We start from the raw sequence: 20898 nt of genomic DNA on the forward strand, positions 1-20898 counted from the left end.
AAGCATCGAATTGACGCTGCTGCTTACCCTGCGCTTACCCCAACAGAGCGAGTAGGGGCCCTGTGAAAATGTTCAGAATAACTCACTTTATTCTTTAATGTTTTTGGTGGAGCCGAGGAGGATCGAACTCCTGACCTCTGCAGTGCGATTGCAGCGCTCTCCCATCTGAGCTACGGCCCCAAAGGCGCGGGCATTTAGGATTTACGCTCTTGGATTGTCAAGAAACGGAGCCGTAACTGGGCGCCGTGGCACACCGGTCTCAGGGACGCCGAATGGTCGCTCGTCGGCCCCTCAAAACCCCACATTGCAGGCCCGCACCCGATAGGCATAATCCGCGCAAGCACTTGCGATTGCTGCGATGACGAGGCTACATGGCGCAGCAGGCAACCGCGGATTCCCGATGCTCGAACTTCTGAATTTCATCAGCTATCTCATCACGCTGTACACGTACATCGTCATCGCCGTCGTCGTGGTGTCATGGCTGATGGCCTTCGGCGTCATCAATGCCTACAATCCGATGGTAAGGTCGATCTGGCAGGCTCTTAACGCTGTGACAGAGCCGCTGCTGCGCCCCATCCGGAACGCCATGCCGAACCTCGGCGGGCTCGATATTTCGCCTGTCATCCTGCTGCTTCTCTGCTACTTCGTGCAGACAGTCCTGCTGCCGAATATCGCCAAGGCATTCATTTGACCGGATCTTCGTCCGCTGGCGGCTCTCTGCGAGGGCCGTGGCGGCACGGCGCCGCGTGCGTGATTGCGCACTTCCGGGTCACGCCCAGATCCACCAAAGAGGCCATTGACGGGTTGGCACAAACCGCCGACGGTCAGGCTTTCCAGGCACGCTTGCGCGCCGTTCCCGAGGATGGCGCTGCGAACCGAGCGCTCGAAGCGCTGGTCGCGCGATGGCTGGACGTTCCAAAACGAACGGTCACCCTTTCCACGGGCGGAAAATCGCGGCTGAAGTCGGTTCGGATCGATGGCGACCCAGACTTGCTCGGCGCGAAATTGCAGTCTCACGTCGAAGCATTTTCAAACGATAGAATAATCGAGGAGGAATAAGGGGAATGTCCGGAGCCCAGGTCATCGACGGAAAGAAAATCGCGGCGGACGTTCGCGCCGAAGTCGCAGCTGAAGTTGCGCGCCTGCAGAAAGAGCATGGCTTGAAGCCCGGCCTCGCAGTTGTGCTGGTCGGTGAAGATCCAGCCAGCAAGGTCTACGTTGCGAACAAGGCGAAGCAGACGGTCGAAGTCGGCATGAACTCGTGGGAGCATCGGCTCGCCGCGGAGACCAGCGAAGCCGACGTGCTGGCTCTCGTCGAGAAGCTCAACAACGATCCGGCGTGCCACGGCATCCTCGTTCAGTTGCCGTTGCCGAAGCATATCAATTCGGAAAAGGTTCTGAACTCGATCAATCCCGACAAGGACGTCGACGGATTCCATCCGGTCAATGTCGGCCGCCTTTGGGTTGGCGAGCGTGCGCTCGTTCCCTGCACGCCGACGGGCTCGGTGATCCTTGCGAAATCAGTGCTGTCCAACCTTTCTGGCCTGAACGCCGTTGTCATTGGTCGTTCAAACATTGTCGGAAAGCCGGTCGCAGCGCTTCTGCTCCGTGAGAACTGCAGCGTTACGATCGCTCATTCGCGAACCAAGAATATCGAGGACGTCGTCAAGGGCGCGGATCTCGTCGTTGCGGCCGTCGGTATTCCGGAGATGGTCAAGGCGAGCTGGATTAAGCCCGGCGCGACGATCATCGACGTCGGCATCAATCGCGTTCCGTCCGAGAATGGCAAGACGAAGCTCGTTGGCGACGTCGCTTATGACGAGTGCGCGGCCGTTGCTGGCGCGATCACGCCGGTTCCCGGTGGCGTTGGCCCGATGACCATTGCTTGCTTGTTGCGCAATACCGCCCAAGCCGCGGCGATGCAGGCCGGTGTGAAATCGGCGTTTGCATAAGGATTTCGCCGTTTTTCTGAGTTTGGAGCGCCGGAAGCAATTCCGGCGCTTTTTCTTTTTATGCTGCGCGTGCGCGGCGTAGCGTTTCGCCGCGATAGCTCAAAGCTTCAGCGATGTGAGCACGGGCAACGCCGTCGGAGCCTTCAAGATCGGCGATGGTCCGCGCCACCTTGAGCGTGCGATGAAACCCTCGCGCCGACAGGCCCAGCGCTTCCGCCGCATGGCGCAGTAGTGCGAGCCCAGCCTCATCCGGCATCGCGGTTTGTTCGAGCAACGCGGGCGAACATTCCGCGTTTGTGCGCGTGCCCTTGACGCCGAGTTTTTGATAGCGCGTTCGCTGACGGTCGCGTGCGGCCGCAACACGGATACCGATTTCGGCGCTGCCTTCCGACGGCGACGGAAGCACCAAGTCAGCCGCGGAGATGGCCGGGACTTCGATCTGCAGGTCAATGCGATCAAGAAGTGGTCCCGAGACGCGCGCCTGATAATCATCGGCACAACGTGGACCACGTCGACAAGCTTGTCCGACGCTGCCGCCGCACTTGCATGGGTTCATCGCTGCGATGAGCTGGATGCGCGAGGGATAGGATATCCGATGATTGGCACGGGCGATGACCGTTTCGCCCGCTTCGAGCGGCTGGCGAAGCGCATCGAGGACATTCGGCTGAAACTCTGGAAGCTCGTCGAGAAAGAGCACGCCGAGATGCGCGAGCGAAACTTCTCCAGGGCGAGGCCGCGAACCGCCGCCGACGAGGGACGCCATACTGGCGGAATGATGCGGCGCGCGGAACGGCCTGGCCGTCGTCAGCTTGCCGCCGACCAGTTCGCCCGCCAGCGAATGCACCATCGAGACTTCGAGGATCTCTTCGGGTTGTAGCGGCGGCAGAATCGATGGCAGTCGCGACGCGAGCATCGACTTGCCAGATCCGGGTGGACCGACCATCAGCAAATTGTGGTTGCCAGCGGCGGCGATTTCCAACGCGCGCTTCGCCGTTTCCTGCCCTTTGATGTCACGCATATCGGCGAGAGCCGCGTCCGCCTGCATGACGTTCGGCCGTGGCCGCGACAGGGTCTGCGTGCCTTTGAAGTGATTGACGAGCGACAGGAGATGCTCCGGCGCCAGGATATCGAGGTCTTCGCTCGCCCAGGCGGCTTCCGGCCCGGACGCGGCGGGACAAATCAGGCCTTTGCGAAGCGCGTTCGCGCCAATGGCAGCGGGCAGGGTGCCCGGCACTGCGCGGATCGATCCATCTAGCGCCAGCTCTCCGATCGCCACGTACGGCGCAATGGCGTCCGGCGCGACGGCTTCCATGGCCGACATCATTGCCAAAACGATCGGCAGATGGCGTCAGAGGCGCGGGGCGGGCAAGGGCTTATCCCTTCGCCATGATCAGGGACAGGCCGATCAGCGACGAGTTGATGAATTGAATCTCGACGACCTGCTTAGTGCCCATGATGATGATGTCCATGTTTGCCGTCACATCTTTGCTTTGGACGACAATCTTGAAGCCTTTCGGCGTGACGTCACCCGTCAGGTCGCCTTCGAAGTTATGGATCGTTTCTTTCCAGTGTCCGGTCAGCTTGCCGCCCGACTCTATGAGATTGCTGACGACCTCGATGCTGCCGCCGGACGTTGCGCAGCGGATCGTCTGCTTCATCTCATTCGGCGCATCGCTTTGAATGTAGGTGGCGCGGCATTTGACGCGCTCGGGAGCGCTTGCCTTCAGGCCGAGCATGCCTTGGCCGATCCATCGCCCGAGAGCGGCGTCGAAGGGGCCAGCCGTTACGGCGATGGCCGAGGGGATGGGCGCTATCGTTGTGACGGCACACGTCGCCGCGAATAGAAGCGAACCCGCGAGCTTTCGGAAGGTGTTCGATTGCATGTGCTGGCGGAGCCTTTCTTTGGTCGCTCAGTCGGCGCCGGATTTCTTGCTTTCAATGACGTCCCAAATCATCGCGGCGATATCGTTTCCGCCGAACGTCTTGACCTGACGAATGCCGGTTGGCGACGTGACGTTGATCTCGGTGAGATACGGTCCGATAACGTCGATGCCGGTAAAAATGAGCCCCCGGCGCTTCAATTCCGGTTTGAGCCGCGCGCAAATTTCGCGTTCGCGCTCGGTGAGATCGGTCGGTGCTGCCTTGCCGCCAACGTGCAGGTTCGAGCGTGTTTCGCCCGCAGCTGGTACGCGATTTATCGCGCCGGCGATTTCGCCATCGACCAGAATGATGCGCTTGTCGCCCTGTTTCACCTCAGGACGGTACTGCTGAACCATGAATGGTTCGCGGAAGACCGTCTGAAAGAGCTCGACGAGTGAGCCAAGATTTCCATCGTCCGGCGCGATGCGGAAGACAGCGGCGCCGCCGTTGCCGTAGAGCGGCTTGATGATGATGTCTTTGTACTCGGTGCGGAATGCTGCGACGTCGGCGAGCGAGCGCGTGACGAGCGTCGGCGGCATCAGGTCGAGGAAGTCGAGCACAAACAATTTTTCCGGCGCGTTGCGGACTTGCGCGGGGTCATTGACGACGAGCGTTTCGGGATGAATCCGTTCGAGCAGATGCGTCGTCGTGATGTACGCCATATCAAATGGCGGATCCTGACGCAGAAGCACGACGTCAAGATCTGTGAGATTTTCGATGCGGGGATTGGAGACTTCGTAATGTGCGCCGTGACGGTCTTCGACCTTTAGCGTTTCACCGCGTGCAAGGAGACGGCCGCCGAGAAGCGAGAGGTTCGGCGGCGTGTAATAGAAAATCTCATGCCCGCGCTTCTGACCTTCGAGAAGGATTGCGAACGTCGAATCGCCGCCAATATCGATGCGGTCGATTGGATCCATTTGAACGGCGATACGCAGGGGCATTGGTCGCTTTCAGTCGTGTGCATCGTATCGGCGCCGAGGTGCCGGGCCGGGGTCCGTGGTAACCGATTTGCGGCCAATGCGAAATGGCGGCACGCTCGCGGCAACACCTCGATTTTTGCATATGGCAAACGGATTCAACCGGATCGCGGCTGCGGGCGCGCGGACACGTTAGAGGAAATTGTAGGGATCGATATCGACCGTGATCCGAACGTCGCTCTTAAGCTTTGGAATGGTTCCAGCCCATGCGCGCAGATAGCCCTGTAAATCGGCCTCCCGCGGCGCTTTGATGAGAAGCCGCCAACGGTGGCGGCCGCGAACGATCGCAATGGGCGCCTCGACAGGCCCCAGAACCGAGATCGTTTCTGATTGCGGGGCGCGGCGTGCGATGTCCCGCGCGGTTACCTCCGTCAGCGCCTTGTCGCGCGCTGAAACGAGGATTGCCGCGAGCCGGCCATAGGGCGGAAGCAATCCGTTCTGTCGCGTCTTGACTTCGTAATTGAGGAAAGCGTCGCGATCTCCCGCAACGATTGCGCGCATGACGGGATGATCGGGCGAGTACGTCTGCACGAGGCCACGGCCGACGAAGCTCGTTCGTCCGGCGCGCCCCGTCACCTGATGCAGCAGCTGGAACGTTCTCTCCGCCGCGCGCGGATCGGCGCCGTGCGCTAAGCCGAGGTCGCCGTCCACCACGCCGACGAGTGCGAGGCCCGGAAAGTTGTGACCCTTGGCGACAATCTGCGTTCCGATGATGATGTCGAATTCGCGGGCTTCGATACCGCGGATGATCTCGCGCATTTCCGGTAGGCCGGGTATGAGATCCGAGGAGAGCAGCGCAACACGAGCGTCTGGAAAGCGTGCAGCGACTTCCTCCTGGACGCGCTCAACACCCGGTCCGCACGCGACGAGTGACCCCGGTTCCGCGCACTTCGGACATTTCTCGGGAAGAGCGAGCGAGAACCCGCAATGGTGGCAAGTGAGCTTTTTCTTGAAGCGGTGTTCGACGAGCCAAGCCGTGCATTGCGGACACTCGAGCCGATGCCCGCAGGATCGGCAAAGCGTCAACGGCGCATAGCCGCGCCTGTTCAGAAACAGAAGCGATTGCTGACCTTTTTCGAGCGTTTCCGTTACGGCTTGGGCCAAGCCTTGCGCCAGCCATTTGCCCGTTTCGAGTTTCTGAGCGCGCAGGTCGATCAACGAAACGTCCGGCATTGCGACACCGGAAAAACGCCCCGGCAATACGGCGTGGCGATATCGGCCGATAAGCGCATTGACGTGGCTTTCGATCGATGGCGTCGCGGATGCGAGGACGACTGGAAACTTTCCGAGGTTGCCGCGAACCACGGACATATCGCGCGCTTGATAGTGAACGCGGTCTTCCTGTTTGAAACCCTGGTCATGCTCTTCGTCGACAATGACGAGGCCGAGATTTGCGTACGGAAGGAACAGCGCTGAGCGCGCACCGACGACGCAGCGAACATCGCCCCGCGCTACGCCTTTCCAGATGCGGCCACGCTCGGCCGGACTCAACGCCGAATGCCATTCAACGGGCGGCGCGCCAAACCGCCGGGCAAAGCGATCGAGAAACTGGCTCGTCAGCGCAATTTCTGGAAGCATGATGAGCGCTTGATGATCAGCTTCCAGCGCGCGCGCCACTGCTTCGAAGTAAACTTCGGTTTTGCCCGACCCTGTGACGCCGTCCAGCAGCGTTGTCGAAAAGTTTCCGGCATCGACAGCAGAGCGCAAAGATTCGACGGCGCGAGTCTGTTCCGGCGTGAATTCGGTTTCCGCGTGCTTCGGGTTGGGCCAGGGGAACGCGCGTTCGGGTATCGCGACTTCGACGAGGACTCCCGCCGCCGCGAGGCCATCGACAACGGCCGTCGAGCACGCCGCAAGATTCGCGAGATCGGATTTGGCGCGCACCAGACCGTCGGCGGCGATCTCCAGCACGCGTGTGCGGGCGGGAGTCATTTTTGACGGGAGCGCGGCGCCTTCAACAATTTGAACGCCGAACCGGTGCTTCGGCGGCTCGAACGCCTGATCGGCGCTCATCATCATGCGTGCGACCATGCCGAGCGGCGCCAGCGTGTATCTGGCCACCCATTCGGCGAAGCGCATCGAAATTTCGGGCAGCAGCGGTGCGTCGATCCGGCTCGTTACCGTCTTCATCTTGGCAGGATCGACGGGTTTGGCGTTGCCGCGCGGTTCGTCCCACACGATGCCGATCCGCGTTTGCGGGCCAAACGGCACCAGGACAAACGCGCCCGGCGCCACATCAAAGCCATCTGGCACCAGATAGTCGTAAGTCTGATCCAAGGCGACAGGCATCAGCACCGGCACGCTTCTGAGGCCGGAGGGCGGATTATTATCCGAGATATCGAGTAGGCTATCCAAAGGCACGTTCAACGGACTAGAAGCTTTCTCCAAGACTGGCACATGCTAGGTTCGTCCCAAGTTGCGGCGCACCAAAGGCAAGCCGAGACTTAAGGGACGTGCTCAGGAGAAAGAAATGAAATTCTTCGTCGATACTGCCGACGTGACCGAGATCAAGGCGTTGGCGGCTTCGGGTCTGCTGGACGGCGTGACGACCAACCCTACTCTGATTGCCAAAGCGGGTCGCGATTTCAAGGAAATCGTGAAGGAGATCTGCGACGTGGTGCCCGGCCCGGTTTCGGCTGAGGTGGCGGCCACGGAATACGATGGCATGATGCGCGAAGCCGACGTGCTTCGAAAAATCGCCAAGAACGTCACCATCAAGGTGCCGCTGACGCTGGACGGCCTGCGCGCGTGCAAGGCGCTGACGAGCGACGGCACGATGGTGAACGTCACGCTGTGCTTTTCGGCGAATCAGGCGCTGCTCGCGGCGAAGGCTGGCGCGACGTTCGTGTCGCCGTTCATTGGCCGGCTCGACGATATCGGGCTTAACGGCATGGATCTCATCCGTGAGATTCGCACGATCTATGATAATTACCCGGACCTTTCGACCGATATTCTCGCCGCGTCCATCCGCACGGTGAACCACGTCAAGGAAGCGGCCCTGATCGGCGCTGATGTTGCGACGATACCGCCGTCTATTCTGAAGGCGTTGGTGAAACATCCGCTGACGGACGCGGGACTCACCGCATTCGTGAGCGACTGGAAGAAAACCGGACAGACGATCGTTTAACCGGCGGGTGACGTGTTCCTGAAGCCTTTATCTCAAAACCTGATTGACCGTTTCGCGGAGATCGTCGGCGCGCAAAACGCGCTGACGAGTGCGGCCGATCAGGCGGGCTATCTTCGGGAATGGCGCGATCGCTATACTGGCAAGACGCCGGTCGTGCTGCGCCCGGGCTCGACGGATGAGGTCTCGCGCATCTTGGCGCTGGCGAATTCAGAAGGCGTTGCCGTCGTTCCGCAAGGCGGCAATACGGGTCTTGTTGGCGGTCAGATTCCTTCGAAGTCCGGCACCGAGATTGTGCTGTCGCTCACGCGCATGACGCGCATCCGCGACGTCGATGCGGCGGGCGGCACGATGGTCGCTGAGGCCGGTGTAACTCTCAGCGCGGTGCAGGAGGCGGCGCAGTCCGCAGGGCGACTTTTTCCGCTCAGTCTGGCTTCCGAAGGAAGCGCCACGATCGGCGGCGCACTGGCGACCAATGCTGGCGGCACGGCCGTTCTCGCTTACGGCAACGCGCGACAACTGGCACTTGGTCTCGAAGCGGTGTTGGCTGACGGGCGCGTCTGGAACGGCCTGAGACGCCTGAAAAAAGACAATACGGGATACGATCTCCGCGATCTTTTGATCGGCTCGGAAGGCACGCTCGGCATTATTACGGCGGCGGCGTTGAAGCTTTTTCCCGTACCGGTCGAGCGTGAGGTCGCCATCGTCGCGCTTGCGTCTCCGGACGCGGCGCTCGCTTTTTTTCGCATGGCAGAAGCGCGGGCCGGACAATCATTGACGGCGTTCGAGCTCTGGTCTGAGCGCGCCCTGGATTTCGCAGTCCGCTACATGCCGGGAATACGCGATCCATTTGCTGCACGCCATCCGTGGTACGCGCTGGTTGAGTTTTCGCACGGGCAAACGCTCAGCACGGCGCGCTGGCTCGAACCGCTGCTGGCGACGGCACTTGAAGACGGCATCATCCGTGATGGCGTGATTGCCGCGTCGCTCCAGCAGGGCGACGATTTCTGGCGTCTTCGCGATGCGTTTTCCGAAGCGCAGAAAGGCGCCGGCGGCAGTATCAAGCACGATATCTCCGTTCCTGTTGCGCGCATTCCGGAATTTCTCCGGCGCGCAGAATCGGTCGTGGAGCGCATCTGCCCGGGCGCGCGGCCGGTGCCGTTCGGGCATTTCGGCGACGGCAATCTGCACTACAACGTGACCCAGCCGGAGGGCATGGCTCGCGTGGACTATCTCGCTCGTTGGGACGAGATGTCGAACGCAATCTTTGATCTCGTTGCGGAACTCGATGGCTCGATTTCTGCGGAACACGGCATCGGCCAGATGAAGCGAGAGGCGCTGACGCGTTACAAGTCGCCCGTCGAACTCGATGTGATGCGCTCGATCAAACGCGCTCTAGATCCGAATGGCATTCTGAATCCCGGCAAATTGCTGTAGAACGGGCGTCGGTAACGTTTCATTAACCGAAGCCGAACAGCTCTAATCCATGGCACCGCGCGACACGACGGCGAATGTGGATGACGATGAGCTTGCGCTCGGAGGCGATCTCGATCGCGCTGTGGCGGTATGGCTCGATCATTTGCGCGGTGAGCGCGGCCAGAGCACGGCCACGATTGACGCCTATGCGCGCGACGTTCGGCAATTTCTCACCTATTTGAAAAGCCATCTTGGGCATGCGCCCTGCCTTGCCGATCTTGCCCGCGTCGACGCGAAGACGTTTCGCGGATTTCTTTCGTCGCGGCGAAAGTCGGGCGTTGTTTCGCGCTCCCTTGCGCGTTCGCTCTCAGCGTTGAGGACGTTCTTCCGCTGGCTCGAGCGAGAAGACACACTGAAAAACCGTGCCGTTCTCACGATCGCACTGCCGAAGATACCCCACGGCGTTCCGCGTCCGCTGACCGTTGATGGCGCGGCCTCTCTTGTCGCGAACCGTGGCGAAAACGACATTCCCTGGGTCGCCGCGCGCGATACCGCCGTGCTTCTGCTCCTTTACGGCGCGGGGTTGCGCATCAGCGAGGCCTTAAGCCTTACACCGCGGACAGCGCCTGTTGACGGCCGAGACGTGATGCACATTCGCGGCAAGGGCGGGCGCGAACGTCTGGTGCCTGCTCTCCCCATCGTCTCGTCGGCCATCGCGGAATACATCCGGCTCTGCGCCTATCCGCTTCCGGCAGACGGACCGTTGTTCCTGGGCGCGCGCGGGGGGCCTTTGTCGCCGCGCATCGTTCAATTGCTGATGGAGCGGTTGCGGGGCGAACTTGGACTTTCAGACACCGCGACGCCTCACGCATTGCGCCATTCCTTCGCGACGCATCTGCTTTCGGCCGGCGCGGATTTACGACAAATTCAAGAGCTTTTGGGTCATGCCTCGCTTTCGACGACGCAAATCTATACGGAAGTAGATCGAGAGCGTCTGCTGGCCGTTTACGATCAGGCGCATCCGAGGGCCGGGCGGTCCTGAACTGTTAACGTCAATGCGTTTCGAGTACCTCCGATGAGCATCACAAAGTACCGGACCGAGATCGCTGCAGCGGCGGTTGTCGCGCTGGTTTTCGTGTTCGCTGCCTTTTCGTTCCAGGACGGAAAAACCGCGCCTCCGAAATGTCTCGGCGTCGACATGCTTGCCGAAATGAGCGAGCGCGCGCCCGCCGCATACAAGACTGTGATGGACGAAGCGGGCGCCTTGCCGAACAGCGAGGCGGTGCTTTGGAAAATTGAAAAGCCCGGCGTTGACCCGTCTTATCTCCTCGGAACGATGCATCTCTCTGATCCGCGCATCGCACGGCTTTCTCCGGCGACGAAGGATGCGATTGGGCATTCGACCTCGGTCGCACTCGAAGTGGCGGATCTCTCGGACAAGGCCGTGGCTGAAGCGATGGCGAAAGCCAGTGCGCTGCTCGTCTATTCCGACGGAACGAAGCTCGACACGCGTCTATCGCCCGAGGAATTCAAGAAAGTGCAGCAGGTCGTCTCGAAATCGGGGCTTCCCGATTCTGCGTCAACTTTGATGAAGCCGTGGCTCGTCAGCATGTTGATGGCGACATCCGATTGCGAGCGCAAACAAGTCGCGTCAGGCGCTAAGGTGCTCGATCTTCTGGTTGGTGCGGAAGCGGAGAGGCGTGGCATCAAGGTCGTCGGTCTCGAAACGATTCAAGACCAGCTCGGTGCTATGGCATCGATACCTGACGACGAACAGGTCGCCATGCTGAAGGTTGGCCTCCAGTATATCGATCGCTCCAACGACCTCATGGAAACGTTGGTGCAGATGTACTTGAACCGGAAAATTTCCGCTGCCATGCCGTTTCAGATTGCGTTGGCGGCCGAGCATGGAACGCCTGCAAGCGCGTTCGACGGGTTTCAAAAAGCGCTGCTGGTCGATCGCAATGCGCGCATGGCCGAAGCCGCCTTGCCGCTTCTCGATAAGGGGAAAGCCTTCATCGGGATTGGCGCGTTGCATCTTTCCGGCCCCAAGGGCCTCGTTGCGCTGCTGCGCGAGCAGGGCTTCACCGTCACTGCCGTCGAGTAAGCAATTACAAATGGATTGCGCGGCTCGCCACGGCGAGGGCCGCTTCTTTGACCGCTTCGCTGAAGGTCGGATGCGCATGACACGTGCGTGCAAGGTCTTCGGCTGAGCCGCTGAATTCCATCAGGACCGCCGCTTCAGCGATCAACTCTCCGGCGCTCGGACCGATGATGTGGACACCGAGAACGCGGTCTGTCGTTGCGTCAGCGAGAATTTTGACGAAACCCTCAGTGGCGCGGATTGACTTGGCGCGGCCGTTCGCTGTGAATGGAAACTTACCAACGTTGTAGGCGACGCCCGCGGATTTCAGCTCTTCTTCGGTTTTGCCGACGCTTGCAACCTCGGGCGAGGTGTAGATGACGTTCGGGATGACGTCGTAGTTCACGTGGCCCGCTTTCCCCGCGATGATTTCGGCGACGGCGATGCCTTCATCTTCAGCCTTGTGCGCCAACATCGGCCCGGCGATGACGTCGCCAATGGCGAAAACTCCGGATGTGCTTGTCTGGAAATGGCCGTCCACCAGAATGCGCTTTTTGGCATCCAGCGCGACACCTGCTTCCGCCAGGCCCAGCCCTTCGATGTAGGGAACGCGTCCTACGGCGACGAGAACAACGTCTGCCTCGATCGACTCTGCGACGCCGCCAGCCGCCGGTTCGACTTTCGCCACGACGCCGCTCCGACCGGTTTCGACGGCCGCGACTTTGCTTTGCAGGCGGAACGCGATGCCCTGCTTTTCAAGGATCCGTTGAAATGCCTTCGCAACCTCCCGATCCATGCCGGGCAGGATGCGGTCGAGATACTCGATGACGAGAACTTCCGATCCGAGACGTTTCCATACGGACCCGAGTTCAAGTCCAATAACGCCTGCGCCGACGACAAGCAGTTTACGTGGGACAGCCGGAAGCTCCAGAGCGCCCGTTGAAGAGACGATGCGCTTTTCGTCGATCTCAATATTGGGAAGACGCGTCACGTCTGAGCCCGTCGCGATAACGATCGCTTTGGCTTCCAGCGTTTGCGTTTCACCGTTTCTGTCCGTGACGCTGACCTGGCCGGACTTCACGATGCGGCCGGTACCGAAGACAGTATCGATCTTGTTCTTCTTCAGCAGGTAGGCGACCCCGTCGACGTTGCCTTTTACGCCCTCGCGCTTGAATGCCTGCATCTTCGGCAGATCCAGGGACGGCGAGACTTCGATGCCCATCTCTGCGAAACCGTGCTTCGCCTCGGCGAAGGAGTGGGATGCGTGAAGCAGTGCTTTCGACGGGATGCAACCAACGTTGAGGCACGTGCCGCCGTGTGTGGAGCGCTTCTCGACGACCGCAACTTTCAAACCGAGTTGCGCGGCGCGGATGGCACAAACATATCCGCCCGGTCCGGTGCCGATAACGATCAGATCGTAGCTCATGAGACCTTGATTTCGCTGGTGGTTGCAAGCGGGGCGTTGAATGCCCAGACGTGTCCGAACGGGTCCTTCACGCGACCATAGCGGGCGCCCCAGAAAACGTCACCAGCCGGTAGAAGAACGTCAGCACCCGCTTCAGATGCCATTGCGATTGCTGCGTCGACGTCCGCTGGCTTTGGCAGATTGATGCTGATCGCGAACGTCGTTCCATTGAGCGTCGTTGGCGCCATCACATCGCCGCCAAATTCGGGAAACTCGTCGTGCAGCATCACCTCGCCGCCATAGACGGCGATGTTGGCGTGCAAAACGCGAACACCGTCTTCGGCCATGGCCTTGAATGTTATCTTGGCCCCAAACGCCTTCTCGTAAAAGGCGAGCGCTGCAACGCCATCGCGCACGCAGATGTGCGCCTGGATCGGCGGCGGATTGGGGCCAAATGCCATGTCAAAGCTCCAGAATGAAGCGCTGCGGATCCTCCAGGCATTCCTTGACGCGGACAAGGAACGTCACAGCCTCTTTGCCGTCAACGATGCGATGATCGTAGGACAGCGCGAGATACATCATCGGCCGCGCCACGATCTGTCCGCCGCGAACGACGGGGCGTTCTTCGATACGGTGCATACCGAGAATGCCGGATTGCGGCGCGTTCAGGATCGGTGTCGACATCAGCGAGCCGTAGACGCCGCCATTCGAGATTGTGAATGTGCCGCCCTGCATGTCGTCGATCGACAATTTGCCATCTCGTGCACGTTTACCGAAGGCATGGATCTGCTGTTCGATCTCGGCGAGCGTCAATCGATCAGCGTCGCGCACGACCGGCACGACGAGACCCTTCTCGGTGCCGACTGCCACGCCGAGGTGGTAGTAATTCTTGTAGACGATTTCATCGCCGTCGATTTCGGCGTTGACGGACGGCACGTCGCGAAGCGCCTGGATGCAGGCTTTCACGAACAGTCCCATGAAGCCCAGCTTGACGCCGTGCCGTTTTTCAAACGCGTCCTTATACTGCGCGCGCAACGCCATCACCGCGCTCATATCGACGTCGTTGAACGTCGTGAGCATAGCCGCCGTATTCTGCGCTTCCTTCAAGCGTCGCGCGATCGTTTGACGAAGCCGCGTCATCTTGAGGCGTTCTTCGCGCGTTTCATCGTTGGCGGGTGATGGCAGCCGCGCATCCTGCATCGCTTTGAATTCGGTCGTTGGCGTCTGCTTCAGCGCGACCGCCGTCTGTTGCGCGGCGGCGGGTTCCGGCGCACGCGGTGGCGGCGGCGGTGCCTGGCGAGGCGCCGCGGCAGCGAGGGCGTTTGCGATGTCTTCTTTCAGGATCTGCCCGCGCCGGCCGGAACCCTGCACATCGCTCGGTTCGAGGCCCGCTTCCATCATCGCTCTCAGCGCGGCAGGAGTGGGCGGCGGAACCTCGCGCGATGGCTCGCTGCCTGAGGCCGCGGCTGGAGCAGGCTCCTTCGCTGACGTGGGAGCAGGTTTGGGTTCGGGTTGCGATTGAGGCTGCGGTTTTGGTTCAGGCGGTTGCGGTGCAGCCGTCGGCGCAGCAGCTGCTCCGCCCTTTCCTTCATTCAGTGCCGCGAGCACCGAGCCGACCGCAACAGTTGACCCAGATTGCACGAGAATGTCGCCCAACACGCCTGACGCCGGCGCGGGGACTTCTACCGTGACCTTATCCGTTTCCAGTTCGACAAGCGGTTCGTCAGCATTGACGGTTTCGCCCGTCGTCTTGAACCACTTACCGACGGTCGCTTCCGTTACGCTTTCTCCGAGCGTGGGGACGCGAATTTCGATCGACATTTCAGCCTCTCGTTATGTTCCGAGCGCTTCCGCGACGAGCGCGGTTTGCTCCTTGATATGCTGCGAAAGAAGGCCTGTTGCCGTCGAGGCGGAAGCCGAGCGTCCGGCGTACCGGGCGCGCGACTGGCTATAGCCCAAATGGTTCAGCACCCATTCTATATTGGGGTCCATAAAATTCCAGGCGCCCATATTCTTCGGCTCTTCCTGACACCAGACGAACTCAGCCGCTTTGAAGCGTCCCAATTCGTGGAGCAGAGCGCGCGCGGGGAACGGATAAAGCTGTTCCAGACGCAAGAGATAGATGTCGTCGCGGCCTTGCGTGTCGCGCGCGTCCAAGAGGTCGTAGTAGACCTTGCCGGTGCACAGAACGACCCGCTTGATCTCATCGTCCGGCCGAAGCGTGACGGTTGATGACCCGCGCTCCGCATCGTCCCACAGGATGCGGTGGAAGCTGGTGTTGGGACCGAATTCATCGAGCTTCGACGTGACGCGCTTGTGACGCAAAAGCGATTTCGGCGTCATCAGGATCAGCGGCTTGCGGAAGTTGCGATGAAGCTGACGCCGCAGGATATGGAAGTAATTTGCGGGCGTCGTGCAGTTTGCAACCTGCCAGTTATCCTCGGCGGAAAGCTGCAGGAAGCGTTCGAGGCGAGCCGATGAGTGCTCCGGGCCTTGACCTTCATATCCGTGCGGCAGCAAGCAGACGAGGCCGGACATGCGGAGCCATTTGCGCTCGGCCGACGAGATGAACTGATCGAAGATGACTTGTGCGCCGTTGGCGAAGTCTCCGAACTGGGCCTCCCAAAGTGTCAGCGCGTTCGGCTCGGCGAGCGAGTAGCCGTATTCGAAACCGAGAACGGCTTCTTCCGACAGCATCGAGTTGACGATTTCGAACCGCGCCTGGTTGGGCGCGAGATGCTTCAGCGGCGCAAATCGGCGTTCGGTTTCTTGATCGATAAAAACGGCATGGCGTTGGGAGAACGTGCCGCGTTCACAGTCCTGCCCGGAAAGGCGGACGCGGAAACCTTCCATCAGCAGTGATGCGAACGCTAGGTGTTCGCCCATTGCCCAATCGATGCCGGTGCCCTTCTCAACCATTTCACGGCGGCGCTCCAAAAGGCGGCTCACCGTTTTGTGGATGTGAAAATCGTTTGGAATGGCGGTCAGTCGGCGCCCGACGTCTTTCAGCGTTTCGATCGGAATGCCGGTGTTGCCGCGCCAGTCGTCGCTGTCGGATCGGGTGAAGCCGGACCAGCGACCGTCGAGCCAATCGGCTTTGTTCGGCTTGTAGCCGTCCGAAAAGCTGAACTCGTTGTCGAGGTTCGCGCGTACCGTATCTTTCATCTCGGTGAATTCGGCCGCTGTCAGCACGCCTTCATCGATCAGATACTTCGAATAAATTTCGACGACCGTCGGATGCGCTTTGATACGACGATACATGGCCGGCTGCGTGAACATCGGCTCGTCGGTTTCGTTGTGACCGTGACGGCGATAGCAGAACATGTCGATGACGACAGGCTTCTGGAAGCGCTGACGGAACTCGGTCGCAATCTTGGCGACATGAACGACGGCTTCGGGGCTGTCACCGTTCACGTGGAAAATCGGCGCTTCGATCATCAGTGCAACGTCGGAACAATAGGGAGACGAGCGCGAATGGTGCGGCGCTGTCGTGAAGCCGATCTGGTTGTTGATGATGAAATGGATCGAGCCGCCGGTGCGATGCCCCCGCAGACCCGAAAGGCCGAAGCATTCCGCTACGACGCCCTGACCCGCGAACGCGGCGTCCCCATGAATGAGGAGCGGGAGAACCGGTCCGCGCTCGTTCCCTGAGCAGCCGTATTGATCTTGTTTCGCGCGCACTTTTCCGAGCACGACAGGATCGACGATTTCGAGATGCGACGGGTTCGCCGTGAGTGACAAGTGTACCGTGTTGCCGTCGAACATACGGTCTGACGACGCGCCGAGGTGGTACTTCACGTCACCGGAGCCTTCCACATCATCCGGCTTGAACGAACCGCCCTTGAACTCCTTGAAGATGGCGCGCAACGGCTTCGACATAACGTTCGCGAGCACGTTCAAGCGGCCACGGTGGGCCATACCCAGCGCGATGTCGCGCACGCCCAAGTGACCGCCGCGCTTGATGATCTGCTCCAGAGCCGGAATCATGGCTTCCGCGCCATCCAGGCCGAAACGCTTGGTGCCCGTATATTTCAAATCACAGAACTTCTCGAACGTTTCCGTTTCGATCAGCTTGTTCAGGATTGCCTTCTGGCCTTCCGGCGTGAAGCGAATGTCCTTTTCTGGACCTTCGATCCGTTCCTGAATCCACGCCTTCTGCGTCGGGTCTGTGATGTGCGCGAACTGGAAGCCGACCTGTCGACAGTATGTGCGCCGGAGGATCGTCAGAATCTGGCGCATCGATGCCGTTTCAAGACCCATGATGCGATCAATGAAAATCGGTCGATCAAGATCAGCTTCGGTGAAACCATACGTTTCCGGCAACAATTCGCGATGAATGCGACGGTCGGCGAGACCGAGCGGGTCGAGATCAGCCGCGAGATGGCCAATGAAGCGATAGGCGCGGATCAGCATCAGCGCGCGGATTGAATCCTGCGTCGCGCGGAACGAAACGGCTGGCGACATTTCAAAGCCAACCGATTGCGCGCGTCGTTCGATCTTGTTGCGGATTGTGCGTTCAAGCTCGCCGTAATCGCCGGTGAGCGCGCCGACAAGGTCGCGTTCGACGCTATTCGCCTCGCGGTTGACGAGGCTTTCGAGCGGCGGCGCCCATGCGGGCCCATCCGCGGCAGTGGACGATGCGGGAAGCGGCTCTTTGATGCTTTCGAAGAAGCGCCGCCATTCGTCGCTTACGGCGCCCGGATTGCGCTCGTACTCGGCTTGCATATCCTCGATGTAAGGTGCGTTCGCCGCACTGAGAAACGACGTTCTCAGGAAAGCTTCATTCTGGACATTTCGCGACATGGAATTCGGCCTCTCATGCTTCGGAATGTCAACGCCGCAAGCGGCGAACGACGAGCTGCAAAGGCGGGTTACCCGCCCGCCATTGCAATTCCGCTAATAATGCGCCTTACGCACGCAACACTTCGATCAGAGTACGGCCAAGCGCGGCGGGGCTCGGCGCAATTGCGATACCTGCCGCTTTCATGGCCTCAAGTTTGTCCTCGGCCTTACCCTTGCCTCCGGAAATGATGGCGCCAGCGTGACCCATGCGCCGACCGGGAGGCGCGGTAACTCCGGCGATGAAACCGACCATCGGCTTCTTGCGACCCTTGCGTGCTTCACGCACCAGGAATTCGGCCGCGTCTTCTTCTGCCGAGCCGCCAATTTCGCCGATCATGATGATGGATTGCGTGTGCTCATCAGACAGAAACAGATCCAAAACGTCGATAAATTCCGTGCCTTTGACGGGATCGCCACCAATGCCCACCGCCGTCGTCTGGCCAAGTTCGACATCCGTCGTCTGTTTCACTGCTTCGTATGTGAGCGTTCCAGAGCGAGAAACAATGCCAACCGTTCCTGCGCGGAAGATATTTCCCGGCATGATCCCGATTTTGCATTCGTCCGGCGTTAGAACTCCGGGGCAGTTGGGACCAACGAGGCGCGATTTCGAACCGTCGAGCGCGCGCTTGACGCGCACCATGTCCATGACTGGAATGCCTTCGGTGATGCAGATGATGAGCGGCACCTCGGCATCGATCGCTTCGAGAATTGCGTCGGCCGCGAATGGCGGCGGCACATAAATCGAAGTTGCATTCGCACCGGTCTTCGCAACGGCCTCAGCGACGCTGTCGAACAGCGGCACGCTGCCGAGCTCTGCATCGGGGTGCTTGCTGCCGCCCTTCCCCGGCGTCACGCCGCCGACGATTTGGGTGCCGTACTCTTTCGATTGCTTGGTGTGGAACGTGCCCTGGCTGCCAGTAATACCCTGACAGATCACCTTCGTATTTCGGTCGACTAGAATTGACATGCCATTCCCGCATTAGCCTGCCGTCGTAACGGCAATGTTGCGCATTTTTTGCAGTGCAGCAAGATAGACTCTCGTCCTACGTGCTGGTCTCAAGCGGAACTTTGGGGTGCGGAGACACCCTGAAGCCGCTCACGCCGCCTTTTTAAGTTCGGCCGTGATTTTCTCGGCAGCGTCTCCCAGGTCGTCGGCAGGGATGATCTTAAGTCCCGAGTCCTTCAGAATTTTCTTGCCGAGTTCGACGTTGGTGCCTTCCAGACGCACGACGAGCGGAACCTTGATGTCCATTTCCCGAGCCGCCGCGATGACGCCTTCCGCGATGATGTCACAACGCATGATGCCGCCGAAGATGTTGACCAGGATGCCCTTCACGGACGGGTCAGCGAGGATGATCTTGAAGGCCTCGCGTACCTTTTCCTTTGATGCGCCGCCGCCGACATCGAGAAAGTTCGCCGGTTCCGCGCCATAGAGCTTGATGATGTCCATCGTGGCCATCGCAAGGCCCGCGCCGTTGACGAGGCAGCCGATGTTGCCATCGAGTTTGACGAATGCGAGGTCGTGTTTCGACGCTTCGATTTCGGTCGGATCTTCTTCGCCGAGGTCGCGGAGGGCCACGATCTCAGGATGGCGATAGAGCGCATTCGAATCAAAGTTCATCTTTCCGTCGAGGCACACGAGCCGGCCGTCTTTCGTGACGACGAGCGGATTGATTTCGAGCAGGCTCATGTCCTTCTCGACCACCATCCGGTAGAGATTTGCGATAAGGGTGCCGCACTGTTTCGCGGCATCTCCTTTGAGGCCCAGCGCCGAAGCGACTTTGCGACCATGGAACGGCTGGTAGCCCGTCGCGGGATCAATCGTCAGCGTGTGGATCTTTTCGGGCGTGTCGTGCGCGACCTCTTCGATGTTCATGCCGCCCGCTTCGCTGGCGATGAACGCGACGCGAGACGTCTCGCGGTCGACCAATGCTGAGAGATAGAGCTCACGTTCGATTGCCGAACCGTCTTCTATATAGAGGCGATTGACGACGCGTCCGTTGGCTCCTGTCTGAGCCGTCACCAGTGTGTGCCCCAGCATTTCCGTGGCAGCGGTGCGCACTTCGTCGATCGACTTCGCGATCCGGACGCCGCCTTTATCTCCGGCGGCTGCTTCCTTGAATTTTCCCTTGCCGCGTCCGCCGGCATGAATTTGCGCCTTTACGACCCATACTGGCCCGGGCAATTTTTTGGCCGCTTCCACCGCTTCTTCGACGGAAAACGCCGCAAAACCGTTTGGGGTTGGCACCGCGTATTCGCGATACAGGTCCTTGGCTTGGTGTTCGTGGATATTCATACGTTAGCTCCGTAGGGGTCTTTGTCGTTATTTCTGAACGTGGGATGCCGTCTTTATGCCCACTTTAGCGGCCGTAACAGATACGGCTCTCGCCAAAGTGTCTGGAAAACCGGCGCACGTCGCTTGAGCCGCGGTCGGGCGCCGTTTTAAGTCCCAATTTTTAATTTGTTTGATCAACATCGGGGAGCGTCCATGTCTACGCAGTTTTCTTGCATCAATATCGATGGTTTGAAGGCGGCTCGCACGGGCCGTGCTCCATACAATTTTCTCGTCGGCGACAATTTCATTCAGTCGCAAGCGGTCGACCCGTTGAAGGCGGACTATCCGGCGATCAAGGAGCCGGGCTTTTTCACCGAGACGGACATTGGGGACAAGCTCCACGGCGTGTTTGCGAAGCTGCTGGCCGATCTCAAGAGCCCGGAAGTTTCGAAGATCGTGTCCGAGAAGCTCGATATCGATCTCGTCGACAAGCCGAAGATGATCACCATTCGCAAGATCTCGCAGGCGAAGGATGGCCGCATCCATACCGACGGCGAAGCGAAGATCGCGACAATGCTGACGTATCTCAATGACAATTGGGACGGCACCGGTGCTGGCTGTCTCAGAGTTCTCAATGGCGAAAAAGACTTCGAAGACTACGTCGAGCAGATCAGCCCGCTGACGGGAACCGTCTTCGCCTTCCGGCGCTCGGACCAGTCCTGGCACGGGCACACACCGTTTGTTGGTGAGCGTCGCGTTGTGCAGATGACGTGGCTCAGAAGCGAAGCCGATGTCGCGCGCAAGGAAAAGCGTGGAGCGCTTTCTCATAGCCTCAAGAAAATCTTCCGGTTCGGCTGAGCGTCGAACCCGGCTGGACTGCAGCTGAACCGAACCACGCGAACAA

Annotated in this window: 17 protein-coding genes, 1 tRNA gene and 1 pseudogene; 8 read left to right on the top strand and 11 right to left on the bottom strand. The window is 60.0% G+C overall.

Annotation, left to right across the window (positions count from 1 at the left end; translation table 11 throughout):
- Positions 1–104: 104 nt before the first annotated feature.
- A tRNA-Ala gene (locus DLM45_RS07425) sits at positions 105–180 on the bottom strand.
- Positions 181–400: 220 nt separating this feature from the next.
- On the opposite strand from DLM45_RS07425, the gene DLM45_RS07430 reads away from it, so the two are divergent.
- Genes DLM45_RS07430 through folD form a run of 3 tightly spaced genes read left to right on the top strand, consistent with a single transcriptional unit; the run spans position 401 to position 1952 of the window.
- Positions 401–691, top strand: a complete 291-nt coding sequence (locus DLM45_RS07430; RefSeq protein WP_181338224.1) for a YggT family protein — start codon at positions 401–403, stop codon at positions 689–691.
- 59 nt (positions 692–750) lie between these two features.
- Positions 751–1059: a DUF167 family protein gene (locus DLM45_RS07435; protein ID WP_343062338.1), complete on the top strand. Its 309-nt coding sequence runs from the start codon at positions 751–753 to the stop codon at positions 1057–1059.
- Between the two features lie 5 nt (positions 1060–1064).
- On the top strand, positions 1065–1952 hold the full coding sequence (gene folD / locus DLM45_RS07440) for a bifunctional methylenetetrahydrofolate dehydrogenase/methenyltetrahydrofolate cyclohydrolase FolD (RefSeq protein WP_181336530.1): 888 nt from the start codon (positions 1065–1067) through the stop codon (positions 1950–1952).
- Positions 1953–2010: 58 nt separating this feature from the next.
- Here folD and DLM45_RS07445 read toward each other — a convergent pair.
- The 4 genes and pseudogenes from DLM45_RS07445 to DLM45_RS07460 all read right to left on the bottom strand — a co-directional run.
- Positions 2011–3294 (bottom strand): annotated as a pseudogene (locus tag DLM45_RS07445) (YifB family Mg chelatase-like AAA ATPase); the annotation flags it as partial.
- 31 nt (positions 3295–3325) lie between these two features.
- Positions 3326–3835 carry a hypothetical protein gene (locus DLM45_RS07450; RefSeq protein WP_246317212.1) on the bottom strand — a complete coding sequence of 170 codons (510 nt, stop codon included), beginning with the start codon at positions 3833–3835 and terminating at the stop codon, positions 3326–3328.
- A 27-nt stretch (positions 3836–3862) separates the two neighbouring features.
- Complete coding sequence (gshB, locus tag DLM45_RS07455; RefSeq protein WP_181336531.1) at positions 3863–4813, bottom strand: glutathione synthase; 951 nt, start codon at positions 4811–4813, stop codon at positions 3863–3865.
- 168 nt (positions 4814–4981) lie between these two features.
- Positions 4982–7216: a primosomal protein N' gene (locus tag DLM45_RS07460; protein WP_181336532.1), complete on the bottom strand. Its 2235-nt coding sequence runs from the start codon at positions 7214–7216 to the stop codon at positions 4982–4984.
- Between the two features lie 103 nt (positions 7217–7319).
- Here DLM45_RS07460 and fsa point away from each other — a divergent pair, with 103 nt between their 5' ends.
- The 4 genes from fsa to DLM45_RS07480 are packed head-to-tail and all read left to right on the top strand — an operon-like array spanning position 7320 to position 11496.
- Entirely contained in the window at positions 7320–7976 is a 657-nt protein-coding gene (fsa, locus tag DLM45_RS07465; RefSeq protein WP_181336533.1) for a fructose-6-phosphate aldolase, read from the top strand.
- A 12-nt stretch (positions 7977–7988) separates the two neighbouring features.
- Positions 7989–9410, top strand: a complete 1422-nt coding sequence (locus tag DLM45_RS07470; protein WP_181336534.1) for an FAD-linked oxidase C-terminal domain-containing protein — start codon at positions 7989–7991, stop codon at positions 9408–9410.
- Positions 9411–9459: 49 nt separating this feature from the next.
- Positions 9460–10431, top strand: a complete 972-nt coding sequence (locus tag DLM45_RS07475; protein WP_181336535.1) for a tyrosine recombinase XerC — start codon at positions 9460–9462, stop codon at positions 10429–10431.
- Positions 10432–10464: 33 nt separating this feature from the next.
- Complete coding sequence (locus DLM45_RS07480) at positions 10465–11496, top strand: TraB/GumN family protein (protein ID WP_181336536.1); 1032 nt, start codon at positions 10465–10467, stop codon at positions 11494–11496.
- Positions 11497–11500: 4 nt separating this feature from the next.
- Here DLM45_RS07480 and lpdA read toward each other — a convergent pair whose 3' ends face one another.
- The 6 genes from lpdA to sucC form a co-directional block, all read right to left on the bottom strand.
- Positions 11501–12898 (bottom strand): dihydrolipoyl dehydrogenase, encoded by a 1398-nt coding sequence (gene lpdA, locus DLM45_RS07485; RefSeq protein ID WP_181336537.1) that lies wholly within the window; start codon positions 12896–12898, stop codon positions 11501–11503.
- Positions 12895–13338, bottom strand: coding sequence for a VOC family protein (locus tag DLM45_RS07490; RefSeq protein ID WP_181336538.1), 444 nt, complete (start codon positions 13336–13338; stop codon positions 12895–12897). Before DLM45_RS07490 ends, lpdA begins: the two co-directional genes overlap by 4 nt.
- 1 nt (position 13339) lies before the next feature.
- Complete coding sequence (gene odhB, locus DLM45_RS07495) at positions 13340–14698, bottom strand: 2-oxoglutarate dehydrogenase complex dihydrolipoyllysine-residue succinyltransferase (RefSeq protein WP_181336539.1); 1359 nt, start codon at positions 14696–14698, stop codon at positions 13340–13342.
- A gap of 12 nt (positions 14699–14710) precedes the next feature.
- Entirely contained in the window at positions 14711–17680 is a 2970-nt protein-coding gene (locus DLM45_RS07500) for a 2-oxoglutarate dehydrogenase E1 component (protein ID WP_181336540.1), read from the bottom strand.
- 106 nt (positions 17681–17786) lie between these two features.
- Positions 17787–18686 (bottom strand): succinate--CoA ligase subunit alpha, encoded by a 900-nt coding sequence (sucD, locus tag DLM45_RS07505; protein ID WP_181336541.1) that lies wholly within the window; start codon positions 18684–18686, stop codon positions 17787–17789.
- Positions 18687–18815: 129 nt separating this feature from the next.
- Positions 18816–20015, bottom strand: coding sequence for an ADP-forming succinate--CoA ligase subunit beta (sucC, locus tag DLM45_RS07510; protein ID WP_181336542.1), 1200 nt, complete (start codon positions 20013–20015; stop codon positions 18816–18818).
- Positions 20016–20207: 192 nt separating this feature from the next.
- Between sucC and DLM45_RS07515 the strand changes: the two genes are divergently transcribed.
- Positions 20208–20852: a 2OG-Fe(II) oxygenase family protein gene (locus DLM45_RS07515; protein ID WP_181336543.1), complete on the top strand. Its 645-nt coding sequence runs from the start codon at positions 20208–20210 to the stop codon at positions 20850–20852.
- Positions 20853–20898: the final 46 nt, after the last annotated feature.

The sequence above is a fragment of the Hyphomicrobium methylovorum genome, from assembly GCF_013626205.1.
Classification (GTDB): Bacteria; Pseudomonadota; Alphaproteobacteria; order Rhizobiales; family Hyphomicrobiaceae; genus Hyphomicrobium_B; species Hyphomicrobium_B methylovorum.